Raw genomic sequence first — 23,550 nt, 5'->3', positions numbered from 1 at the left:
AAACTATGGCTCATTATGAGGTTGACTACCGTTATCCTATTGTGTTCACTTATGTATGTGAGTGCGGAGACATTTGCACAAAAAATCAATATTTCAAAGAAAAAAACGACATTAGAGTCACTGTTTTTAGAAATTGGAAAGCAAACCGGTTATGGTTTTATTTATTCAGCAGACGCGTTAAAGAATACACATCTGGTTGATATTGACATTAAAAACGCTTCATTAGCTGAAGCATTAAAGCTTATCTGCAATGACCAACCAATTTTATTAGAGATTCAAAACAAAACTGTTTTTGTTAAAGATAAGCCTATACATTCGATTATAAGTTCGAACAAATCAGAAGAAGATGGAGAGTTGTCGGAAAATATAGCGATAGATATCAAAGGCATCGTTATCGATGCAAATAACAAGTCCATAAAAGGAGTGACCGTAAGACTGAAGGGGACACGGAGCTTTATATTAACCAAAGACGATGGAAGCTTTCTATTTCGAAATGTAAGCGAGGGACAGATTTTGGTCATATCCTGTGTTGGCTATGTACCTCGAGAAATAAAAGCAAAAGCTAACATCGGAAAAATAGTGCTTGAGCGTAAAAATAATCAAATTGAGCAGGCCGAGGTTAGGGCGAGAAGGTCGGCAGGAACCCAATTGGATTTGAAAGATAAATTACACCAAAACTTAGGACAGATATTAGAGGGGGGGGTACCAGGGTTAACTATGCAGCCATTGGTTACTTCTACCCCAGGTGAAATTATTACAGGAAGTAAAGGTTTGACAATTAAGCAATTATACGAGGGTGCTATAAGTAATTCTAACAATGGTGCCGAAAATCTCCAAAGGTTTCCCACATATGAAGATTTTCTTCGTGGTTATAACTGGTTTAGTAACGCCTCGACTAAGCAATTGATGCAGACAAACAGTAACGCTGGATTAATTCCTCAAATGTTAGGTGCTAGTAGCTTTGGAGCAGAAACCTCGGGTATGTTGGTCGTAATTGATGGTTTTCCACAAGAAGGTTTTCCTAGTGATTTTCCAATGAATAATGTAGAGTCTATAGAGATCGTTACTGATCCCGAAGAGTGCTTGAAATGGGGCCCCAAGGCTTCGGGAGGTATTATTTTCATCACAACTAAAAGAGGAGAACCTGGTAAAGTCAGGATTAATTATCGTTCAAATATTTATTTTTCTCGTCCTTCTGACAATAGTTTGGAAGCGATGCAACTGGCAAGTTCGGTAGATGTATTGGATTACTATAAGGAGGCTTTTGATCGTAAGTTAGTAGCATATTACCCGAAGAATGCTTCGGCCGTTAATCCAGGGACTTTGAGTCCTGCTGAAACTTTCCTTTTTGAATTAGGTAAAGGCACCTTAAGTCAAGAACAATTTCAAGTAAAATGGGATTCTTTAAGCTTATTGAATAACAGAGATCAATTGCGGTCACTGGAACAAAATATTTTTAATCAAAATCATTCTCTTCAATTATCAGGAGGGAGCAAGATATATCAGTACGCATTTAACGGTTTATATCGTAAAAATATATCCCGAAGTATTGGTTCACATGACGAAGGCTATGGTTTGGGAATGCATAACAACTTAAGATTACTAAATGGAAAATTGACTGCCTCCTTGTTGGTGAACTTGAACAATACAAATGGACGTATCACTGGAAGTCAGTATGTTGATTATGACCCTTATCAGATGCTGTTCGATGAACGGGGAAATTATGCATACTATCAGGTAGATGCTCAGCTAAATGACAGAATGATGGCCGCTGGATATTTTAATAGTGGGGTTAACTTATACGAAGATGCTTTATCCAATTATACCAAAACTAGTCGTAATACCCTGAATTCAGACCTCAAAATCAATTATTCAATTTTCAAGGGATTGAATTGGGTTAATTCTTTCCGGATCTCTCGCTCTACAGGTACCAATAATAGTATTGTAGGTGCAAATTCTAGTGAGGCAAGGCTATTATTTAATGACTATGGGGTCATTGTGCCTAATACGACGACAAATAATGATAAGCCATCAGAAGTAATATATTATGTGCCTGTCGGCGATATGCTTAGGAAAACAAATACTTCGGGTTTTGAATATCGGTTAAATTCTGGATTATCTTTTAGTCAAACAATCAATCAATCTCATCAGATTACCTCAAGTATTAATTTTGGACTGGCTAGTAATAGCAGGAAAAATAATCCTTTTAAAACGCTGTATGGATATAATGATCAGCTGGAGGCAGGGTATCCATTCTTAGAAGCCGAAAATGACCTTTTGACAAATTTTCAAGGAGATCAACTGGATTTTGCCAAGTTAAATAGGCCAGCAGCGGTAACGGATAATATTACACGTAACATTAATTTTAACGGTGATTTCCGATATAGTTTCAATAATAGGTATGAGTTTAATCTCCAATATCTTTCTAATTATCAACCTAACTTTGGACGTATTCCAGTATACTCGGGCACGGTGAGTAAGCGGGGTGGAGTTGCATGGAATTTGGGTAATGAACAGTTTTTTGTGGATAATATTAAATTTATGAATAAACTTAAGCTTCATTCATCCATAAGTTCAATGTCTGTTCCAGACTTACCTCGCAGTTCAATTTCTGCAAATCGTTTTGATCAGACAAGTTGGGGAAATTCAGCTATAATTATCAACAGTTTTAACTATGCCGAACAAAGTGGGCAATCGAATAATTCAATAACTGCAGGTATAGATGCCGGATTTTTTAAAAATTCTCTTTTAATAAATTGGAAGTATGATAAAAATTCCAAAGGGAATAATGCATGGAATGGAAGGCTTAAATACGATATTGCTAGTTCAAAGTATTTTAACTCATCTCTAATTAGTCAATTGAACGTTGGATTGACAGTTCAGAACATAAATCCTTTTGCTGGAATGCAGATCATGATGGAGTCAAATTCTGTGACTGGAGGAGGGGGGACAAGCACACCTATTGAGAGTACATCGGGTTTATTGCCCCCTAGCAAGTTGAATAAGGAAGTTGTAGTAAATTTAGGAATCTTAAGCAATCGATATACTTTTTCAGGAAGATTGTATGACAATAACACCTCTGGGTTGGCGCAAGGCAGTATTCCAGCAGACCCTTCTTCGGGGCTATCTTCTAAGGTAAATTACAGTAGAATCACAAATAGAGGTATAGCGTTTTCATTTTCCGCAAATTTTATTCGTAAACCGGAAATACAATGGCGGGTTATATTAAATGCAGCTTATAATGAAAATCGAGTATTAGAAATTCCCGAACAGTCATTTTCTCTAAGGGCGAACTATTTGAGTGCTTTACGAACCGGTTATACGACGGACAACTTATGGAGTTATAACTGGGCTGGTTTAGACACTTTGGGGAATCCACAGTTTTTTAATGGTCAAGGGGATGTTATTAGTTTGCCAGACGGAACATCGGTTATCTATAGCGGTCGAAAGCGAGCACCTTATTCAGGAGGATTATCAACTAATTTAGACTATAAAGGTCTTTTTGTGTCTGTTCGTTCTGTGTTTAATTGGGGGCATGTGATGAGAAGATATATACCACAGATGACTGCGAGTTTAGACAGGAGTAATGTTATTAAAGATCGTTGGCGAAAACCAGGTGATGAAAATATCACCGATGTGCCGGCTATGGCAATGTATGACAGCGATCGTATACTTTCTATCCAAAATGCGAGCAATACGGTGTTGACAGCGGATCATATACGTATTACAGAGATACAACTTGGCTATCGAGTTCCGCGTAACCTTTTAAAAGGCCTGTTTGTAAAAGGGATAACTATTTCCGGACAGGTGGAAAATCCCTTTTTATGGGTTCGTAATGATCTAGGTGTCGATCCAGAGGCAGTAAGTACGAATGGAACAATTGGTTTATCACGACCTAAAAACTATGTAATGAGTATCAGTTTAGAAATGTAAACTAGAATTATGAGAACAAAATTAAAAAATGCGATTTATTGCATATCACTATTATTAACATTCGGCAGCTGCAATTCATTTTTAGATGTTCGACCTAGCAACAATGGTAAGATAGAGCCTAGGACAGTAGAGGACTTTGAAGAAATATTGAACAATGTTTTCTTCTCAGAACAGACATATCTGGTAGCTGATTTAATCTCGGATGACTTCCATGTAAAGGATCAAATTTTGGAGAGTAGCGGGACAGGCTCAGCCTATATAAATACCTACTTGTGGAATGATAATGTATTTGGCAATTCTGAAGAAGATGTAATGTACAACGATACTTATAAAGCTATATTACAGTTAAATATAATCTTGGATAATATTGATCTGGCACCTGGGGGCAATGCTGAAAGAAAGTCTATAGTTCGAGCTCAGGCAAAACTGCATCGGGCATTCTATTATACGCAATTAGTTGGTATTTATGGATGGGACTATCAGTCAACGACAGCTAACTCAGATTTAGCAGTTCCGCTAGTATTGAAACCTAGTACAAATGATGCCCCTCCACGTGCTACTGTTAAAGAGGTTTATGATTTTATCTTACAGGACTTGCAAGATGTTATTAATGAAGATAAATTACCCCCATTCGGAAGTGATGTACTTCATCCAGGTAAGGCTGCGGCAAATGCATTATTGGCAAGGGTAAATTTGATGTTAACAAAGTATGACGATGCATTGAAATATGCAGAAGCCGCTCTTTCCTTTAAAAGTACATTGCTTGACTATCGAAAGATGTCTTATAAAAATCCAAGTTTGCCTTTTATGGGTGTTAATGGTAAGTTAATTTCGATAGTTGATCAGAAAGGAAATCCTGAAATTTATTTAGCTAAGGTAGGATATGAAACTGGATTTTATTATAAATATAAAGCCATTTTAGAACCTAGCCATAGTTTAGTTGAGCTCTTTAATAAGCAGCCTAAAGATTTGCGCTTAGCTTACAACTTTATCTATTTGCCTAACTCAACAAAACCTCTCTTAACTTCATATACTGTCGGAGGACTTTCATCTATGCCTTTTAACTATAGTTTGGGAGTTCCTGAGATGATGTTGATTAAAGCAGAGTGTCTTGCTAGGTCGGGCAAAAATCAGGAAGCAATTGACGCATTAAATATGTTGCGCTCCTATCGGTTTAAAGTAACTGATTATGTAGCGGAAATTGTTGAAGGGGATGTACTGGCCCGTATATTGGAGGAACGTAGACGAGAGTTATATGGTAAAGGTGGTTTACGTCTTTTTGATTTGAAGCGATTAAATAGAGAGGGAGTTTATGTAACAAATGTAGAGAGGTATAATGATGCAAAAACTGAAGTTATTGGCACATTGCCGCCCAAATCTCCAAGATACCTCATGCCGTTTTCACCTGTTGTAATTGCTAATAATGAATTAATTATTCAAAATGAACGTTAAAATGAAAAGATTCTTGTCAAATATTATTGTTATATATTTCTTGATAGGTATATACAGCTGTGAAAAGGATCAAGTTGATAATGAATTATTGGCTTATGTGACTAAGAATTTAGCAGGTTACGAATCTGTTCCTGTTAATGGTACTGATTACGTAGTTGTTAATATGGGGAATATTCAAGCTAGTAATAAGCGTGCTCAGTTTCAGGTTATGTTAGAAGATTCGTTATCTCAAGATGTTGCTGTTGAAGCAAAGATTGTTCCTGACGCTAATTGGATTAAGACTTTTGATCAAATTTATAACTTGAATTCTCCTGAATTGGCTGGAGATCTATTTGAGATAGAGGAATCGGAAATTATTATTAAAGCCGGTGAATTGGCCTCATCAGATAAAATTAAGTTACGTCTGAATAATATTTCTAAATTATCCGAAGGGAAGTTTAAGTTTGTCATACCTATTCAGATGAAGGTTAAAACGCCGGGGGCAAAATTAAAAAGTGAGTTGATGTTTGTTCGATATAATGTCGATGCAACAAATCTAAAACTTTCTATTGAGGGGGCTCCTTCGATTAAGGATGTACAGGCAGTTTTTACTCCTGGTTATAAAAATGCAGATATTCCCTACCGTGTTTTATTAAATCAACGGTACGGGTTACCCGTTAGTGTTTTTGTTGACCAAGGGCAGAATGTCGATTTAGTAACACGATATAACCAAGAACATGATACAGATTACTTACCATTTCCAATCGGTTCATACAAAATTTTAGGTGCAGCAACAATTAATCCCTATCAGCTCCTAAATACCACAGGAATTAAAGTACAATTTCCAGACAATTCGTTTTTTTCCACAGACCGCTCCTATCTTCTCCCTGTACGGGTCAGTTCATCAGAACCAAAAGAAGTATTGGCTATTGAATCAGAGTCTATCTCCTATGTCTTTTTGAAACTTAACAATATCGAAGTAGGTAGCAGTCATGAACTAGAAGGGAATGTGATCGATCGTAGTAATTGGCTGGTGAAGCGTGGCTCTTCTAATATAAATGGAGCAATCGAAAACATAATTGATGGTAAAAATACTACGCATTGGGTAACATATGCCGTAAAAGGGGATGGCTGGTTCTCTTTAGATATAGCGAAGGAAACTTCTATAAAAGGATTTAAGGTTACACCTGCGGATGTATCATCTTTAAAATTAAACCCTTTGCAAACAGAAGTTTTTTCCAGTGACGACGGTGTTAGTTGGCATCTTGAGGGAGTATATTATGGCAGTGCTACACAGGCAGGCTCGGGTGTAGAATCACCTAACATTGAAGTGTACAAATTTATTACGCCAGTCACAGCTCGGTATTTCAAGTTTATTTTCAGGACTTCTCAAGCTGCACCTTTTGCCGGTCTTGCCGAAATAAATGCTATTCAATAAATAATACTTAAAGATGAAAACAATAAAAAAGTTATTTGTAGTCACTATAGTGACATTTTTAGCTAGTCATGCCATCGCTCAGACTAGCATCATAAAAGGTATAGTTGATCCTGAAGGTGCAAGTATAAAAGGGAGTGTGTCTTTAATGAAAATCGAAAATGGCGAACCTAGAGTATTAACTAGTGCAAAACTCAAAGAAGGAGGACGATTTGAGTTTTCTTATGAGCCAGGATATGAAGGGCTTTATATGGTAGGCTCTCCTAAAAGTCAAGACGGTCAATTTCCGGTTTATATAAAACCTGGTGATAAAGCAGAATTGATTATAGAGGGCGTACACGCGCGGTTTATCGGCGATAATACCGCTGAAAATAAGAAGCTAGGCAGTTGGATGGATTTGACGCAATCGCTGAAGAGAAAATCCGTACATTTTATGTATTCATATACAGTAGATGGCATTACTAATTATGAAGACTTCTTTCCAGATCTTGATGAGACAGCAAAAAAAGCAGTGAATTTTAGAAAAGGTATAAAGACAGGCAATCCAAAGTTTGATGAGTTACTGAACAAGTTAACAGCATTTGATATGGAGTTTTACGCACTGCAGTATTTGTCAACGCCACGGAACAAGCATCCTAAAAAGGAAGATTATCCGGCTCTTTACAAGGCAATGATAATTGAAAATAAATTTCCGGACGACTCGGTATTTGACCTACCTTACGGAAAGCAGTTTTTGAGATTATATCTTAATTTTGCTACAAATCATAGTCAGGATGTTGAAAGTAAAATTGCTCTCCTTAGCACTAACCGTCAGAAAGGTGAATATCTGTTAGGAGTCTTTACGCCAAAAATACAGCTCTATGATCAATTAAAAACGATGTTAGATTCTTACGGGCAATATTTTGCGACCAAAGATCAAAAGGAACAAGTAGAACGCCTAAAGAAAAAATTTCCAGAGAACAAATCCCGTATTCAGGCGGCAGATTTTGAATTTCCCAATATAGATGGTGATATGGTGTCACTATATCAACAAAAAGGCAAAGTCGTTTATGTTGATGTATGGGCAACCTGGTGCGGTCCTTGCCGTCAGCAAATTCCTCATCTTAAGGAACTGGAGAAGGCAATGCATGGCAAGGATATCGTTTTTATCAGTATTTCGACCGACAGTCAGCAGGACATAGAAAAATGGAAAAAGATGGTTAGAGAGGAAGAAATGGGAGGTATCCATCTATTTGCAGGACCGAATTCAAAAATAAAAAGAGATTATAATATTACAGGCATTCCACGCTTTATACTTTTTGACAAGGAGGGCCGTATCATTTTGGATGATGCGCCACGTCCATCTGACCCCAGCTTAAAGCAAATATTGGAAAATGAATTGTTACGATAACAAAATTAGAAAGAAAACTGTTTAAAAACCGTCTAACGGAAAATAAATAATTATGAAAGCTTTACGAATAGTAACAATAGTGTTTAGCATATTGTTTTTGTTAAAAACTACACAGGCTGGACACGATCCTCAAATGGCAATGATTCAAGGCAAAGTATCCGATTTCGATTTTAAAATTGATAAGATCACGCTCTATCAGGTTTATAACGGATCATTAAAGGAACATTCAACAACCGTGCTTAATAAAAATAGAGAATTTGGTTTTAATGTCCCTATAGCCGAATCTGGATTTTACTTTATAGACTACGGACAGTTTAACAATCGGCTAAGAGGGCAGAATATCAGATTATATTTGGAGCCGGAAATATCGCTTGATTTAACGATTAATGAAAATGACTATACTTTAGGGGGCAAAAATCTTGGCCACAATACTTTAGTACACCAAGCCAATGAAATAAACAATAAGTTTCGCGCATATAACCGTTTAGATGCCAGAAAGACATACGTTGATTTTTTTCCTTTTTTGGAGAATCAGGGAATAAAAATGGTCGACCAATTTAAGAAGTCAATCAATACAAAAGACAATACATTTAATGATTTGTTGCGTTTAGCTGTTCAGGCTGATTTTGAAAATGAAGCCTACTTTTTCTTCAGGTTACCTCGCACTGCCCATCCGGACAAATTTGATAGACCCACATTATACAGTCAATTAAAGGCTGAGGAAATTAAATTTAATGAGCCTAATATTCTTAAGCTGGATAATGGGGTAAGTTGGATGACGAGTTATTTCTCTTATTATAGAGGGAGAGATGGGGCTACGGTTAATAATGTTGATATAATAGCAAACGATACAAAGCAAATTTCTGACATAAAACTGAAGGAAGTTTATAGTTTAGCGGTTTTGAAGGAATTGAAGCTTAAGCCTGAACAATATAAAGTAGTGATACAACCCTTATATTCATATTTAACTTCTGATGAAAGTAAGACGTATATTTTGGAATACGAAAAGCAGATGCATAAGGATAAGGGACAACCGGGATTTGAATTTAGTTATCCAGATATAAACGGTAAAACGGTTTCCTTTTCTGATTTTAAAGGCAAATTCTTATATATCGATGTTTGGGCGACCTGGTGTGGGCCATGTAAGAAGGAAATTCCACATTTACAAGAATTAGAACATGATTATAAAGATAAAGATATTGTGTTTATGAGTATTTCTGTCGATAAAATGAAGGATCAGCAAAAGTGGAAAGATTTTGTAAAAAGTCAACAATTGGGAGGAGTCCAGTTGATGGCCGATAAAGATTTTAGTTCAGGAATAGTGAAGAACTACGATATTACGGGTATACCTCGTTTCTTGTTGTTTGATAAAGAAGGTAAAATTATCACGGCAAATGCCGATCGACCCTCAAATAGTATGTTACGAATACAGTTAGACAGACTCTTATCCGGATCTAATTGATTTTGATTAACTGAATACATTTAAACAAATTTTTGTATATAAAACAATATTAAGATTATGAAATTGATTTATTTTCACCTTGTAGTATCGATATTTTTAAGCTGCCAACTAGCGCGTGCAAATTCTTACGACTCAAAATCTCAAAACAAAGTTAAGGTCAATGAGAGTTCAATCGGTCATGCAGAAGTACAAAGAGATACTTCCTCCTTAAGATTATTTTTGAAAAGCATTAAGGACAACAATCTGACCGATGCTATTAAATACCAAAATCAAATTGATGACACAGATAAGCTGCGTTATTCACTGGTTGACATGGTGTTGGGTTTGGTAAACAAGCAAGAAGCTAGTTTTCGGGTTTCCTATTTGAGAGACGAAATTAAAGTGATGGAAAAGGCCCCTGCCGCAATGAAGAGATTTGCTGATCCATCCATCTTAACACTAAAAGGTGAATTAGCAAAAGCCCTTCAAGAGTTGGGGCAATGCGAAGAAGCTGTTCAGCTTGCAGGCGAGGTCTATAAAGCACAGGTGAAACCGCATGTAGCATACAATAGAATTTATGGCGAACTATTAGCCAAATGTGGGAAATACGAAAAAGCATTACCACTTCTTTCCAGTGCTGTTGCAGCTGGATTATCATCCGATGAAGTTAACAATCTTTTAGAAAAATCATATCATGCGCTCGGTAATAAAGATTTTAACGCGTATCTAAGAGGTTTGAATAAAAAATTTACGGATAGTTTGAAACAACATTTTGCAAGCACTATGATGAATAATGCAGCTCCAGATTTCTTCATCACTGACCTTAAGGGAAGAAAAGTGACAAAAGAGGACTTAAAGGGAAAAGTTCTGGTGCTTGATTTCTGGGCCACTTGGTGTGGACCTTGTAAAGGTTCTTTTCCAGCTATGCAGGCTGCCGTTAACAAATTTAAAGACGACAAGGATGTGAGGTTTTTATTCATTCACACTTTCGAGAGGGCAGCAAATGCAACCACTGCAGCAAAGAAATATCTAGACGATAATAATTACAACTTCGAGTTGTTTATGGATCTAAAAAATACAAGTACGCGCAAAAACACCGCAGCAAGCGCATTCGGGATTACCGGTATCCCGACAAAGTTCATTATCGATAAAAAAGGAAATGTTAGGTTCAAATCAGTAGGTGGAGGCGCAAGTATAGATAAAGTAGTTGCAGAGCTATCCACTATGATCGAGCTAGCAAAAAGCTAAATCCATCAGTTGGATGATATTAAATAAAACAGTACAAAAGGGTAATGTTTAGTGCTTCGGGACTAAATATTACCCTTTGCTGTTAATTCATATTTAAAAGTATTTATCCTGCAAGCCAAATGGCCATTTTGGGGTAGACAGTGAATGTTAGGGCTTAAATAGATTTAATTCAGGACACATGTTTTCATAGCAAGGCAAATTATTCGAAATTAGCAAATGCTTTCTCCAAAACTAGTCCGATATTTTAAAAAAAAATGGAAATTATTTAAAAAATATAATTATATTTGAAATGAGGTCTTTTGATTTGTGCATGTTAAAAAGGATAAACATATTGTTGATTATATGCTTGTTGGACTTTTTTCTAATCCCAACTCAATCCTGTACCTGTAAATTTCATTCCAAAGAAATTGTCACTTCCGAGAGTTTATGCTGTAGCGTCAATAAGCAGCATGATTCAGAAGATGAACGAGAGAAAGACTGTTGCAAGTCGAACGATCGCACAAGCAATGAATGTTCTGGAAAATGTGGCTCTGCGTCCTGCCACAGTTCTCTTAATAGTTTTTCTGCAACACTCCCGGTTTCCAAATACGTTCAAAATAATCTAATTTTTGAAAGTAAAAAATCTTATTCCCTATACCAGCAACACGCTTATACTTCACAAGGATCTTCCATTTGGCAGCCGCCTAAAATAGGTTAATTTAAGCCTGTATAGCCATAGGTGTGCAAAATCTGTTGATTTAGTACCTATCCGCAATACATTTCTGTTTGAAAAACCAGAGTTGGTTTTTCATTATTTCTCATTATTAATACTTAAAAAATTTCCAAATGAAATCACTATCAAAAATTCTGATGGTAATCGTTGTATTACTATCCGTAACAAAGAGTTTTGCTCAAAACCAAAACGAACAACATCACAAAGGGCAAATGCCCGCCGTTACTTCACAAAATTTAACACAATTACAGGCCATATTTGATAAGTATTTTTCAATTAAAGATGCATTGGTAAGCGCCGATACCAAGAAAGCATCTTCAAATGCTACAGCGTTGGCTGCAGCTATTAAAGCATTGGATATGGGCAAGCTTTCCGCCGAGGAACATACCGTATGGATGAAGGTAAGGAAAGAACTTTCTTTAAATACTGAAAGCATTGTAAAATCAAAAGAGCTTGTGAAGCAACGTACAGCATTAAATTCGCTTTCTAAGAATATCTATGAATTAGCAAAAGTATCAAATCTAGAAGCGACAATTTACTACCAGCAATGCTCGATGTATAATAATGGCAAAGGTGGAACTTGGTTGAGTAAAAGTCCGGCTATCAAAAATCCGTATTACGGTTCAAAAATGCTTAGCTGCGGCAGAACTATAGAAAAATTAAACTAGTCTGCCGTTATGAGGTATTTCTGGATAAGGTTTGCCCGGATAATACATCTGCTTTAGAAAGCTCGATTATGCGTACAAATGTGCAAAAAAGTATTCCAAAAGATACATCTACACGCATTGCAACAGATCCCTTTTCCAAGAAGCAAATAGATGAATCGACTGCTATAATAGTAATAAAGGCAGTCACAGCGGAGCATCATATTTTGATAACAATAAACACATATGCAAATTACATAAATCAATTCTAATCATTAAAACAAGAACCATGACAATGAAAAATTTATTTTTAGGCTTCATTGCCTTATTCGTATTCACGCTAGGAGCATGCAACGCTACTTCTGAAAAGAAAGCTGAAGACGACGTTAATGTCTCCCAAGAAGCAACTGCATCCAAAGAAAACAATGCTGTAAACGGTCAAGGAAATTTCTCAGAATTGTTTTCCCATTACCGGCACCTGACCTTCGCACTGTCTTCCGACAATGATGAGGAAGCGACAAATGCCGCCAAAGGTATGCTTGAGGCACTTTCCAAAATTAAAACCGAAGGCTTTACCACAGAACAAAAGACCAGCTTTGATCATATAGCTGCTGATATCCAGGAGCAATCCGAACACATAGCAGATAACAAAGGCGATATAGCCCATCAAAGAGCACATTTGGTCACATTAAGTAAGCGCTTTTACGATATTGCCAAAGAATTCGGTACCGAAAAGCCTATGTACAAAGTTTTCTGCTCGATGTACGATAATAACAAAGGAGCATTTTGGTTGAGCGACAGTAAAGAAATTAAAAATCCGTATTACGGTGAAGAGATGCTTTCCTGTGGAGAGGTCCAAGAAGAACTAAAGTAAAAGATGGATTAACGCTTAGAATTCCATTATCAGGTACAGGTCGGCTTCTGTTGGCTTGTGTCTGATATTTAAATGTAAACTATGTATATGTTATGCTTAATAAAGTCATCAAATATTTTCTGGAGAACAGGTTAATAACACTGTTATTACTTCTCATTGTCCTTACCTGGGGGATGATAACAGCACCATTTAATTGGCATCAAAATGCATTGCCAAGCGATCCGGTACCCGTCGATGCTATTCCAAACATTGGAGAGAACCAGCAAATCGTCGCAACAGAATGGATGGGGAGATCCCCCAAAGATATCCAAGATCAAATTACCTATCCCCTTACTACCTCTTTACTAGGAATCCCCGGCGTAAAAACTATCCGGAGCAGTTCGATGTTCGGAATGTCCTTTCTCTATGTTATTTTTGAGGAGGATGTCGAGTTTTATTGGAGCCGTTCCCGTATACTGGAAAAATTGAACTCATTGCCTGCTGGCACACTTCCATCCGGTGTAACGCCTACATTAGGACCCGATGCCACGGCTTTGGGGCAGGTCTTTTGGTACACTCTGGAAGGGCGCAACCCCGAAACGGGAGAACCCGCCGGAGGTTGGGGACCGGATGAACTGCGTACGATTCAGGATTTTTACGCAAAATATAATTTGGCAGCATCAGAAGGGGTATCCGAAGTAGCTTCTGTTGGCGGATTTGTGAAAGAATATCAGGTCGATATTAATCCTGACGCGATGCGCGCCTACAACGTATCCGTTATGGATATCATGTCGGCTATTCAAAACAGTAATCTCGATATTGGTGCAGAGACTATCGAAATAAATAAAGCGGAATATTTAGTGCGAGGCCTTGGCTATTTGAAAAGCGTCGAGGATCTAGAAAATGCGGTTGTAACAGTCCGGAACAATATTCCGGTGAAAATAAAAGATATCGCCTTTGTCAATTTAGGGCCATCTACCCGGCGTGGAGGCCTAGATAAGGAAGGCGTTGAAGCAGTTGGCGGTGTGGTAGTGGCTCGGCATGGCACAAACCCCATGGAGGTCATCAACAACGTCAAGGCAAAAATTAAAGAAATGGAAGCAGGCTTTCCTCAAAAAACATTAGCGGACGGAACCATCTCCAAAGTAACTGTTGTTCCATTTTACGACCGGTCGGGTCTAATTCAGGAAACCATCGGGACGCTGGAAAGTGCCCTTGCTCACGAAGTCCTGATTTCTATTATCGTGGTCATTGTGCTGGTGATTAATCTTCGTGCTTCCATACTCATCTCCAGCATTCTGCCTATCGGAGTACTGGCAACCTTTATCATCATGAAGCAAATGGGAGTCGAAGCGAATATCGTGGCCCTTTCCGGTATCGCCATTGCCATTGGGGTCATGGTCGATGTCGGGATTGTCTTTATAGAAAGTATCCTTCGTCATATGGACGAAGAAAAAGAAAGGGGAGGGCAGAGGAGTCGCGGGAAAGCATTTGCAAATTTGATTTCTCTAGCCGTTTCAGAAGTTTCCGGAGCTTTGTCAACAGCTATGCTTACGACCATCATAAGTTTTCTTCCAGTCTTTATGATGGAAGCACAGGAGGGAAAGCTGTTCATTCCTTTAGCTTATACCAAGACATTTGCCCTCGTATCAGCCTTTGTGCTGGGAATTATCGCGCTACCCACATTGGCCTATTATATTTTTTCGGTCCGGCTCAACGGGAATAGATTCCGAAGAATAGCCAACTATGTGCTGATAATTGCAGGCGTCGCTCTTTGGATCTACACCGGTTTTTTTGTCACATTCGCCTTAACGCTGATCGGTGTTAACAACCTTTTTGTACACCGATGGAAAGGGGCAAAAGTCGTCAATTACATCAATGTCGGTATCACACTTTTCGTTGCGATATATTACCTAACAGTCGAGTGGCTGCCATTAGGAACCCAGGCAGGCACTATACTCAACTTTGTGTTCGTGCTGCTGGCCATTGGATCTATCCTTTCCATGTTGTGGGTATTGGTGATTTATTATGAAAGAATCCTCCGATGGGCACTTTCAAATAGATGGAAATTCATGGCTATACCGATGATCACCCTGTTAATAGGATTATTGGCTTGGATTGGCATGGAGAGAAGCTTAGGTACCGTGGCAAACGGCCTAGAAAAGATAGGTTGGAAATCATTTCGCCAGACCGCTTTTTGGCAAAAATCGACAGAAACATTTCCAGGCATGGGAGAAGAGTTTATGCCCAGTCTCCATGAAGGCTCTTTCCTTTTGATGCCCACCAGTATGCCGCATACAGGAATTGAGCAAAATTTACAGCTTATCAAAACCTTGGACAAGCGCATCCAAAATATACCGGAAGTCGAGCTTATCGTGGGGAAATGGGGACGTGTAAATTCAGCATTGGATCCTGCTCCGACGCAGATGTTTGAAAACACGATCAATTATATTCCGGAATTTTATCTGGACGAAGATGGTCGCCGTGAAAGATTTAAAGTCAATAGATCTGGGCAGTTTGTATTGAAAGGTGGCCGGACTTATGCTGTTTCTGATGGATTTCGAGCTATACCCCGAGATAGTCTGATCGTAGATAAAGAAGGTGAATTTTTCCGCAGGTGGCGTCCTAAAATAAAAAAAGCTGACGACATATGGCAAGAGATTGTTAATGTGTCGCATATGCCGGGTCTGACCTCAGCTCCAAAGCTCCAACCTATTGAAGCAAGGATGGTGATGCTTTCTACCGGAATGAGAGCCCCCATGGGATTGAAAGTTTCGGGTCCCGATCTCGAGTCTATTGAAGCAGGAGGTAAGGCACTTGAAGCGGCTTTAAAAGGTATCCCATCCGTTATGCCATCGACCGTTTTCTACGATCGGGCTGTTGGTGCGCCTTATATTGAAATGCATCTAAACCGGGACAAAATGGCCAGGTACGGCATTACTGTTGCTGAGCTTCAGGAAGTGATCAGTGCGGCAGTGGGCGGCATGACGTTAACGACAACGGTCGAAGGCCGGGAACGATTCCCTGTACGGTTACGATATCCTCGTGAATTACGGGACGATCCAGATGCGCTGCGAAAAATAATCGTTCCTACAGCTACAGGAGCTCAGATCCCATTGGGAGATGTCGTAGACATCGAATATGCCAAGGGAGCACAGATGATTCAAAGTGAAAATACATTTTTGTTGGGCTATGTAATTTTTGATAAAAAAACCGGCATAGCAGAAGTCGACGTAGTACACGAAGCAGATCAAATTCTAAAGGAAAAAATAGCGTCTGGAGAACTTGATTTACCCAATGGGGTGACCTATAAGTTTGCAGGAAATTATGAACAGCAAGAACGGGCGGCAAAGAGATTGATGCTTATTATACCCTTGAGTTTATTAGCCATTTTAATCATTCTCTACTTTCAGTTCCGAACAGTCACGGCCTCGTTGATTCACTTCTCGGGTGTCTTTGTGGCATTGGCAGGAGGTTTCATCTTGTTATGGCTATACGGGCAGACCTGGTTTATGGATTTTTCCGTCGCAGGTACAAATATGAGAGACTTGTTTCAGATGCACAGCATCAACCTCAGTATTGCTGTTTGGGTAGGATTTATCGCCCTGTTTGGACTGGCTACCAGCGATGGTGTATTGATGGGAACGTACATACACGACACATTTGAAGCCCGAAGTCCAAAAAACAAAGATGAAATACGAGAAGCCGTCATTTACGCAGGTTTAAAGCGTGTCAGACCAGCAGCGATGACCACAGCTACAGCCCTCATCGCGTTACTCCCTGTTCTGACCTCTACCGGTAAAGGTGCGGAGATCATGGTTCCGATGGCTATCCCCACTTTTGGCGGTATGCTCATCCAGTCTATGACCATGTTTGTCGTTCCGGTATTCCAATGTTGGTGGAGAGAATCGGCAATAAAAAAAGAAAATAGAAAAAATAGTAAAATAATAGCGAATGAAGACGAATAAGATAAAACGTTATATAACCGTGGCTGTATTGACATGCGCGAGCATGTTTTCACATGCTGCGGACCAAAATCAGACAATTGATTCGCTGTCTTATTATATACAAGTCGCAATCGACAACAATCCAGGAGTAAAATCACAAAGATATGCATATGAGGCTTACCTGGAAAAAATTCCACAAGCCGGAGCATATCAAGATCCGGAATTGTCTCTTGAAGCCTATACGATGCCTATGGAAATCATAGGAGGGCGTTCTATTGGAAATGTAAGCGTGATGCAAATGTTCCCATGGTTTGGCGCGAGAAAAGCTGCGCGTACAGAGGCTGCACATATGGCCAATATGCAGGAACAGCAGTATCGGGAAGCAGTAAATACCCTAATTCTTCAGGTGAGTACACAGTGGTATACGATGCAAAAGTTAAACGAGCAACTCCGTAATAATCAGGAAAACATAGTGTTTCTAAAACAATTAGAACAATTGGCATTACGGAAATTCTCTGCATCCCCAAACAACTCACCAACAAGCGGAGCACCCGTCGTAAGCAGTATTACACCACCCGCGACAACCCAGCAAAGCGCTTCATCGACTATGGGAGGGATGAATAATATGGGAAGCAGTCCGGCTCCTGCTAGTAATAAGAGTATGCCTTCTGGCGATGGCATGGGGACAATGCAAAGTGGCGCTGGATCGGGTATGTCAGAAGTGCTTCGTGTTCAAATGGAAATCGCTGAAATTGAAAATAACATTGAAAGCTTATACGCTCAGATCAATGCCGAAAAAGCAAAATTCAATGCCTTTCTGAATCGGGAACCAGCTGAAAAAGTAATGTTAGGCCAGGAAATCCATAAGCTGACTTTTTTATACAGCGAGGAAGAAGCGTTGAGAGCTATGGAGACAAACAACCCTATGCTTGAAATGATTACCGAACAAGGATTAGCGTATAAAGCAAAAGCGGAGATGGATCGAAAAATGAGCTACCCGATGATCGGTATCGGTGCACAATACATGGTTGTAGGAAAAACGAACAATTCACTCACAATGGACGGGATGAACGGTAAGGATATGATTATGCCTATGGTTTCAGTGAGCCTGCCTATCTTCCGTAAAAAGTATAATGCCCAGCAAAACGAAAGCAGAATGTGGCGGAAATCGAGCGAGGAGAATTTTAAAAACACGTTCAACACCCTGATAAGCGATTTTTATACCTTCAAAAGCCAACTCGATGATGCGGAACGCGTGATGACCCTGTACGAAAAACAAACGACACTCGCCCAAACGACATATAATCTGATCGTAAAAGAGTTTGTCACAGGAAAAAGTGACTTGACTAACGTTATTCAGGTACAGCGGCAGCTATTGGATTATCAGCTTAAGAAAGCCGAATCTCTTGCCGACTATAATACCATGGTCGTGTCAATAAAAAAATTATTAGCAGACCCTAAATAATGAAATTATTTTAAAATTCTTAGCAATGAATAAACTGAAAAATATTTTTAGAAAAAAGGCCGCAGTTTATGGACTTATACTCTTGACTGGAGTACTCCTAGGCTGGGTGATATTTGGAAGAGATTCGTCCCATGATCACAATCAGGATCCTGAAAAGGAAGTGTCCGCAGAGCAAGCTACTATATGGACTTGCTCCATGCACCCACAGATCCGAATGGATAAACCCGGAAAATGCCCGATATGCGCAATGGATCTGATTCCCCTAAAATCAGCAGGGGGCGGCGATGATGTGATAGACGATGATGCCATTCAAATGTCACAAGAAGCCGTAGCCCTGGCAAACATCCAGACTTCGATTGTCGGCCATCAAGGCGTTGTTAAAGAGGTACGGTTATATGGAACTATTCAGGTGGACGAACGTTTACAACAATCCCAAACTTCGCATGTCAATGGCCGTATTGAAAATCTTTACGTAACCTTTACCGGCGAGTCTGTGAGCGAAGGCCAATTGATTGCCAGGATTTATTCCCCAGACCTGCTGACAGCACAACAGGAACTGTTGGAAGCAGCAAAGTTACAAGACCTCCAACCCTTATTGCTTGATGCGGCAAAAGAAAAGTTGCGCCTATGGAAAGTGTCAGAGGATCAGATAAACACTATACTTGTTTCCAACAGCGTTTCACCTTACGTAAATATATATGCAAATACAAGCGGTATTGTTATGTCGAAAAATGTCAACACCGGTGATTATATTACCCAAGGAAGCGTGCTCTATACCATTTCAAACCTTTCCAAATTATGGGCTGTTTTTGATGCATATGAAACAGATTTGCCATTTCTAAAAGTGGGAGATCAACTGGAATATACATTACAGAGTTTGCCTGGAAAGGTTTATAAAGGAAGGATTACTTTTATTAACCCTATTATTGATGCCAATTCAAGAACGGCAAAAATAAGGGTTGAAGCCGATAACCACGATCGCAATCTCAAACCTGAAATGTATGCGACAGCAGGAATCACTGCTCCTTTAAAAGGTTACAACAAAGAAATGGTTATCCCCAAGTCGGCCGTTTTATGGACAGGTAAGCGCTCTATAGTTTACGTAAAACAGCCCACTACCTCCACACCTGCTTTTAAACTTCGGGAGATTGTGCTGGGTCCCTCATTGGGCGACCAGTATGTGGTTATGTCAGGCCTTAGAATTGGCGAAGAAATCGTGACCAATGGGGCTTTCACTGTGGATGCAAGTGCACAGTTGGAAGGTAAAAGCAGTATGATGAATAACGATGCTGTATCATCGGCCGCCGGAGATGAACATAACGACGTACAAACCAATGTCCATATAAAGCATGATAAGTTGAAAGTATCAGGAAATTGTGAAATGTGTCAAAGTCGTATCGAGAAAGCAGCGAAAAGTATAAAGGGAGTGGTTTCTGCAAACTGGGATGTGAAAGCAAAAGTTATCCATCTGGAATTCGATTCCAAACTAACTTCAAAAAAAGACATTAGCAAAGCTATTGCCAATGTCGGACATGATACAGCGTTGGACAAGGCTCCCAAAGCAGTATATGACAAGTTACCGAGTTGTTGTCTTTACAAAAGATAGCGGTAATCGATAGGATACTTAAAGCATTAATCTTGGTGGGCGCCCCCAGATTATTATAAAGTCAAGTTAAACAAAAAAAATGTGAAGTCCAGTTGAACTTCACATTTCTATAATTTATACACTCATTATGAAACAGTATATTTGTCAATGCCATCTATCAAAATGTAGCGGGCTATTCAAGAGCGTATTAATGATGAAGATGTAACGCTACTTCATCCATATGCTGTACCAGAATTTTCATCTTCTCCATTTCGGAGTTTTTTTCGAAAATAGTTTTATCCATCTCAAACTTTCGGATAGTCTCCTGGTTTACCTTGTCTGCTATTTGTTGCAACAAGGCAGAAGCCTCATCCTTACAGGCAGCTCTAGGATCAATATATTGCAGAATAGCTAGCGCACTGCCATACTCTTCTTGGGAAGCCTTTATTTGTGCTATATGAAGCTGTTTGCTACAGTATTCATCCTTATAATGCTGATATATCCCTGTAATGGTATTTTCGATTTCCTTTGAGCAGTCCAATTGTTCAGGCACATAACGCAAAAGCGAAAATGCAGCATTATACTCTTTGCGATCGATCTTCACTTGGGCCGCCTGCATAATCTTGGGACAATTGTCGTTATAAAACTTTTTGATCAACTGTTCTCCATTCTGCAAGAAGGCAACCAAGTTTTTATCATTAGGTCTTATTTCCTTTATCGCCTTTTGTACAGCCAGATCCGTATCGTCCGCAGTCACTATAACCTTCTTGCTAAAAGTATGAAAAGTTACGTTTAGATCGGGGTTTTGGAGACTAAAGACAAACTCCAATTTCAATACTTTTGTATCTTGCACCTCCCCAGCAGTCATATCGCTGAGTAGGTGTATCTCCGGTACGATACAAAACGAGGATTGATTGGAAAAGCTAACTGTATTCTTTAAATGAAGCTTGATGCGATCCGCAAGCGCCTGATAGTGTTTGGATTGAAAATCGGCATTACCTTTTGGTACCAACACCTGATAAGCAATAGCATTGATTTTTATCTCTTGAGCTGCTACAGAAGCCGAAAAAAGCAATAGACTCCCCAACAGGGCATACAAAGTCTTAAACATCTAATACTATTTAATCGTTACAAATAAATTCTGTCCCTTAATATTACGAGTCGCCGTAATGTTTTTAGTCTTCAAGAAGCGAATAATTTCGTTAGCAAATCTATTCGGGTTATACGGTTTATCCGTCTCCTGATCGAACAAAGGGATGCGTACTTCGTCAAATATCATTTTATTTTCGATGATGCCTGCAAGATTAGCTCTTCCTTGAAAGGCATTTTCAGCAATCCACTCTTCAATTACCTCGTTTAAAAAACTACCATCTCCGACTTCAGCATCGAAATCCAAAGAACAGTTTTCATCCAAATTGAAATGTATGACCAATGCTCTTCCGATATCCCGAATTTCATCGGTCTTGACCATCAGGTTATTTAAGAACTCTTCTTGAATCTTTTCAAAAGCTTTGCTTATAAGCTTTTCCACGTCGCTGGTTGCAAATCGTCCACTTGACGCAGTCTGGTTGGAAAAACTCGCTCCCGTATGGGTTTCGAAAGCAGTAAGATTCAATGTGATATTCGTTCCATTGTCGTCCGTATTGTTCTGCACATCTACCTGAACATAAAAATCAGATCCCGAACCAGTTAACAGCTCTGTTTTAAAGTTCGACTGTCGATCAGCCGTAAACGCAGAATTGGCCTGTGCTGCACGGAGATTGGCGACAAAATCTACCGTAGACCATCCGCGCTGGTCAAAAGCCTCTTTGACTTTAATCACCGCCGTACGCACAGCGGGATTATCATCCAAGACAGTTTGTATATTCTCGCCCTGTTTACTGTAAGGGACCACCATGATTTTGGCTGCTGCACGCGCTCGCTCGCTGCTCTGTGTTGCTGCCAGCTGCGCCTTTACCCCTTGAAAGGAAAAGACGGATAGCAAAGAAAGAAGACAGCCAAGGATAACCTTCTTCATGTTAAAAGCCTATTTTGTTCAATACCTTATTCTTTTCCAATTCTGTGCGAAGTGCATTGTAATTTACTGTAAACTCAGAAACTGCAGATACACATTTTTTATTATCTGCACAGCCGTAGAATTTCGCATTGGATTGAGTAACAAATTGCTGATAGCCACCAGCCCAGAATTTATCAAAAAACGCTTTATGCTGCGTCTCTACCGATATACCCTTACGAATTATACCATTCTTGAAGTCGGTACCCGGAAAACCCATGTAGAAAAGTTGCTGCAAGGCTTTCTTATGTGCATTTTTAAGCGCTACCTGTTGCCCTTCATTTTTCTTGTTATTTGGAAAATCATCACTTACACCTCTCAAGGTAACCAGGCCCTGGGTATCGTGTTTCAGCACTGCCGAGTCAGCGTACGGATTGGTGTATAATTTTTTGGAACAACCAGTGGCACAAAGCAGGCCGATGGCCATTAAAACGATTAGTTTGTTTTTTTTCATATCTATTTTTTTTAAAAAGCTTTAACTAACTATTATTTACAGACGACAGCAAAATTTTCACCCTTTTGAACAGCATTCTTTATTTCCTTTTCACCACTTAGCAATCTAGCTGTAGAAAAATTGGCACCATCCACCTTCGTAATTATCGCAGTCCCGATTTTCTGTTGCCTAGCGATAGTTTTGTCACCAACCGAGACGCTGCTAAAGGTGACCAAGTCCAACAATTGTTCTTCTTGAATACCGATGTCGCTACCTCCCGTAACTAAAAAAAACTTATAAGCTCCTTTATCAGCGGTCAATTTATTTCCTTTACTGTCCAGCCATTCCACAAATTGAAGTCGCAACGGAAAATTGGAACCGACAAAATCCTTTACATTTTCATGCAGACCCGCTATGGCCTGCGCCAGGGCAGCATCTGTCGTCTCCTGGGTTTCCGACAGTTTCTTGGCAAGGATCTTTCGTGCCTTTAAGGTGCTAGGTGAGCGTTGCGTATTTTTGTCGTCTTCCTCAAGCGTACTGTTGATGCTCTCTGTATTTACAATTTCTCCAGTTGAGACATCAATAACTTTAAGTTGCAGGTTTACATCACTTTTCCATTTATCTTTCTTTCCGTAATTTTTAACCGACAGAATATTTCCTTCCACCAGATAGCTTGCACCTTTGCTCACGCCATCTTTGAACGTCTCTTTGCTATCCATAAAAGCTTCCGTACGCTGTAGTTTTTTCTCTTTTTCGAGCGCCTCCAGATTACTACGGTCTACCACGGTAAATCTTTTGGTAGAAACAAAGGAGTTTACAATTCCCTCTTGAATAATCTTCGAATGAGCGGGCGAAACACTTGTTTCATCATAAGTTATAGGGATGAATGCTACATTGATTTTTTCTTGTGCCTGCAATTGGATACCTGCCCACATAAGTGACAAAAAGCATAGAGACTGTTTAAACATAGTTGGGTGTCG

At 39.3% G+C, this 23,550-nt stretch carries 15 protein-coding genes; 11 read left to right on the top strand and 4 right to left on the bottom strand.

Translation table 11 applies throughout. The features are described from left to right. Positions 1 to 15: 15 nt before the first annotated feature. The 11 genes from G7B18_RS12565 (at position 16) to G7B18_RS12515 (ending at position 20,105) form a co-directional block, all read left to right on the top strand. Complete coding sequence (locus tag G7B18_RS12565; protein WP_164122833.1) at positions 16 to 3,933, top strand: SusC/RagA family TonB-linked outer membrane protein; 3,918 nt, start codon at positions 16 to 18, stop codon at positions 3,931 to 3,933. Between the two features lie 9 nt (positions 3,934 to 3,942). Continuing rightward, entirely contained in the window at positions 3,943 to 5,385 is a 1,443-nt protein-coding gene (locus tag G7B18_RS12560; protein ID WP_164122831.1) for a RagB/SusD family nutrient uptake outer membrane protein, read from the top strand. A 1-nt stretch (position 5,386) separates the two neighbouring features. Continuing rightward, positions 5,387 to 6,802: a BT_3987 domain-containing protein gene (locus G7B18_RS12555; protein ID WP_164122829.1), complete on the top strand. Its 1,416-nt coding sequence runs from the start codon at positions 5,387 to 5,389 to the stop codon at positions 6,800 to 6,802. A gap of 13 nt (positions 6,803 to 6,815) precedes the next feature. Beyond that, a complete protein-coding gene (locus G7B18_RS12550; RefSeq protein WP_164122827.1) occupies positions 6,816 to 8,189 on the top strand; it encodes a TlpA family protein disulfide reductase in 1,374 nt (457 codons plus the stop codon). Positions 8,190 to 8,241: 52 nt separating this feature from the next. Then, positions 8,242 to 9,651 (top strand): TlpA family protein disulfide reductase, encoded by a 1,410-nt coding sequence (locus tag G7B18_RS12545; protein ID WP_164122825.1) that lies wholly within the window; start codon positions 8,242 to 8,244, stop codon positions 9,649 to 9,651. A 57-nt stretch (positions 9,652 to 9,708) separates the two neighbouring features. Then, entirely contained in the window at positions 9,709 to 10,878 is a 1,170-nt protein-coding gene (locus G7B18_RS12540) for a redoxin domain-containing protein (RefSeq protein ID WP_164122823.1), read from the top strand. Between the two features lie 825 nt (positions 10,879 to 11,703). Next, the gene (locus tag G7B18_RS12535; protein ID WP_240452854.1) at positions 11,704 to 12,258 is read left to right on the top strand and encodes a DUF3347 domain-containing protein; all 555 of its coding nucleotides are present in this window, start codon (positions 11,704 to 11,706) and stop codon (positions 12,256 to 12,258) included. Positions 12,259 to 12,529: 271 nt separating this feature from the next. Further along, complete coding sequence (locus tag G7B18_RS12530; RefSeq protein ID WP_240452853.1) at positions 12,530 to 13,108, top strand: DUF3347 domain-containing protein; 579 nt, start codon at positions 12,530 to 12,532, stop codon at positions 13,106 to 13,108. A gap of 92 nt (positions 13,109 to 13,200) precedes the next feature. Beyond that, positions 13,201 to 17,055, top strand: a complete 3,855-nt coding sequence (locus G7B18_RS12525) for an efflux RND transporter permease subunit (protein ID WP_164122821.1) — start codon at positions 13,201 to 13,203, stop codon at positions 17,053 to 17,055. Then, the gene (locus G7B18_RS12520; protein WP_164122818.1) at positions 17,042 to 18,499 is read left to right on the top strand and encodes a TolC family protein; all 1,458 of its coding nucleotides are present in this window, start codon (positions 17,042 to 17,044) and stop codon (positions 18,497 to 18,499) included. Before G7B18_RS12525 ends, G7B18_RS12520 begins: the two co-directional genes overlap by 14 nt. Before the next feature lie 25 nt (positions 18,500 to 18,524). Next, positions 18,525 to 20,105: an efflux RND transporter periplasmic adaptor subunit gene (locus G7B18_RS12515; protein WP_164112180.1), complete on the top strand. Its 1,581-nt coding sequence runs from the start codon at positions 18,525 to 18,527 to the stop codon at positions 20,103 to 20,105. 187 nt (positions 20,106 to 20,292) lie between these two features. Here G7B18_RS12515 and G7B18_RS12510 read toward each other — a convergent pair whose 3' ends face one another. From G7B18_RS12510 to G7B18_RS12495, 4 genes are read right to left on the bottom strand one after another with little or no spacing between them, the layout of a single operon-like run. Continuing rightward, positions 20,293 to 21,195: a hypothetical protein gene (locus G7B18_RS12510; RefSeq protein WP_164122816.1), complete on the bottom strand. Its 903-nt coding sequence runs from the start codon at positions 21,193 to 21,195 to the stop codon at positions 20,293 to 20,295. Between the two features lie 6 nt (positions 21,196 to 21,201). Beyond that, the gene (locus G7B18_RS12505; protein ID WP_164122813.1) at positions 21,202 to 22,101 is read right to left on the bottom strand and encodes a DUF6175 family protein; all 900 of its coding nucleotides are present in this window, start codon (positions 22,099 to 22,101) and stop codon (positions 21,202 to 21,204) included. 1 nt (position 22,102) lies between these two features. Continuing rightward, positions 22,103 to 22,591: a hypothetical protein gene (locus G7B18_RS12500; protein WP_164112183.1), complete on the bottom strand. Its 489-nt coding sequence runs from the start codon at positions 22,589 to 22,591 to the stop codon at positions 22,103 to 22,105. 32 nt (positions 22,592 to 22,623) lie between these two features. Then, positions 22,624 to 23,538, bottom strand: coding sequence for a CsgG/HfaB family protein (locus tag G7B18_RS12495; protein WP_164122811.1), 915 nt, complete (start codon positions 23,536 to 23,538; stop codon positions 22,624 to 22,626). Positions 23,539 to 23,550 lie beyond the last annotated feature (12 nt).

This window comes from Sphingobacterium sp. xlx-130 (genome assembly GCF_011007405.1).
Lineage (GTDB): Bacteria > Bacteroidota > Bacteroidia > Sphingobacteriales > Sphingobacteriaceae > Sphingobacterium > Sphingobacterium luzhongxinii.
The sequence above is the reverse complement of the archived record's forward strand: the minus strand, read 5'-3'. Positions and strand labels throughout refer to the sequence as shown.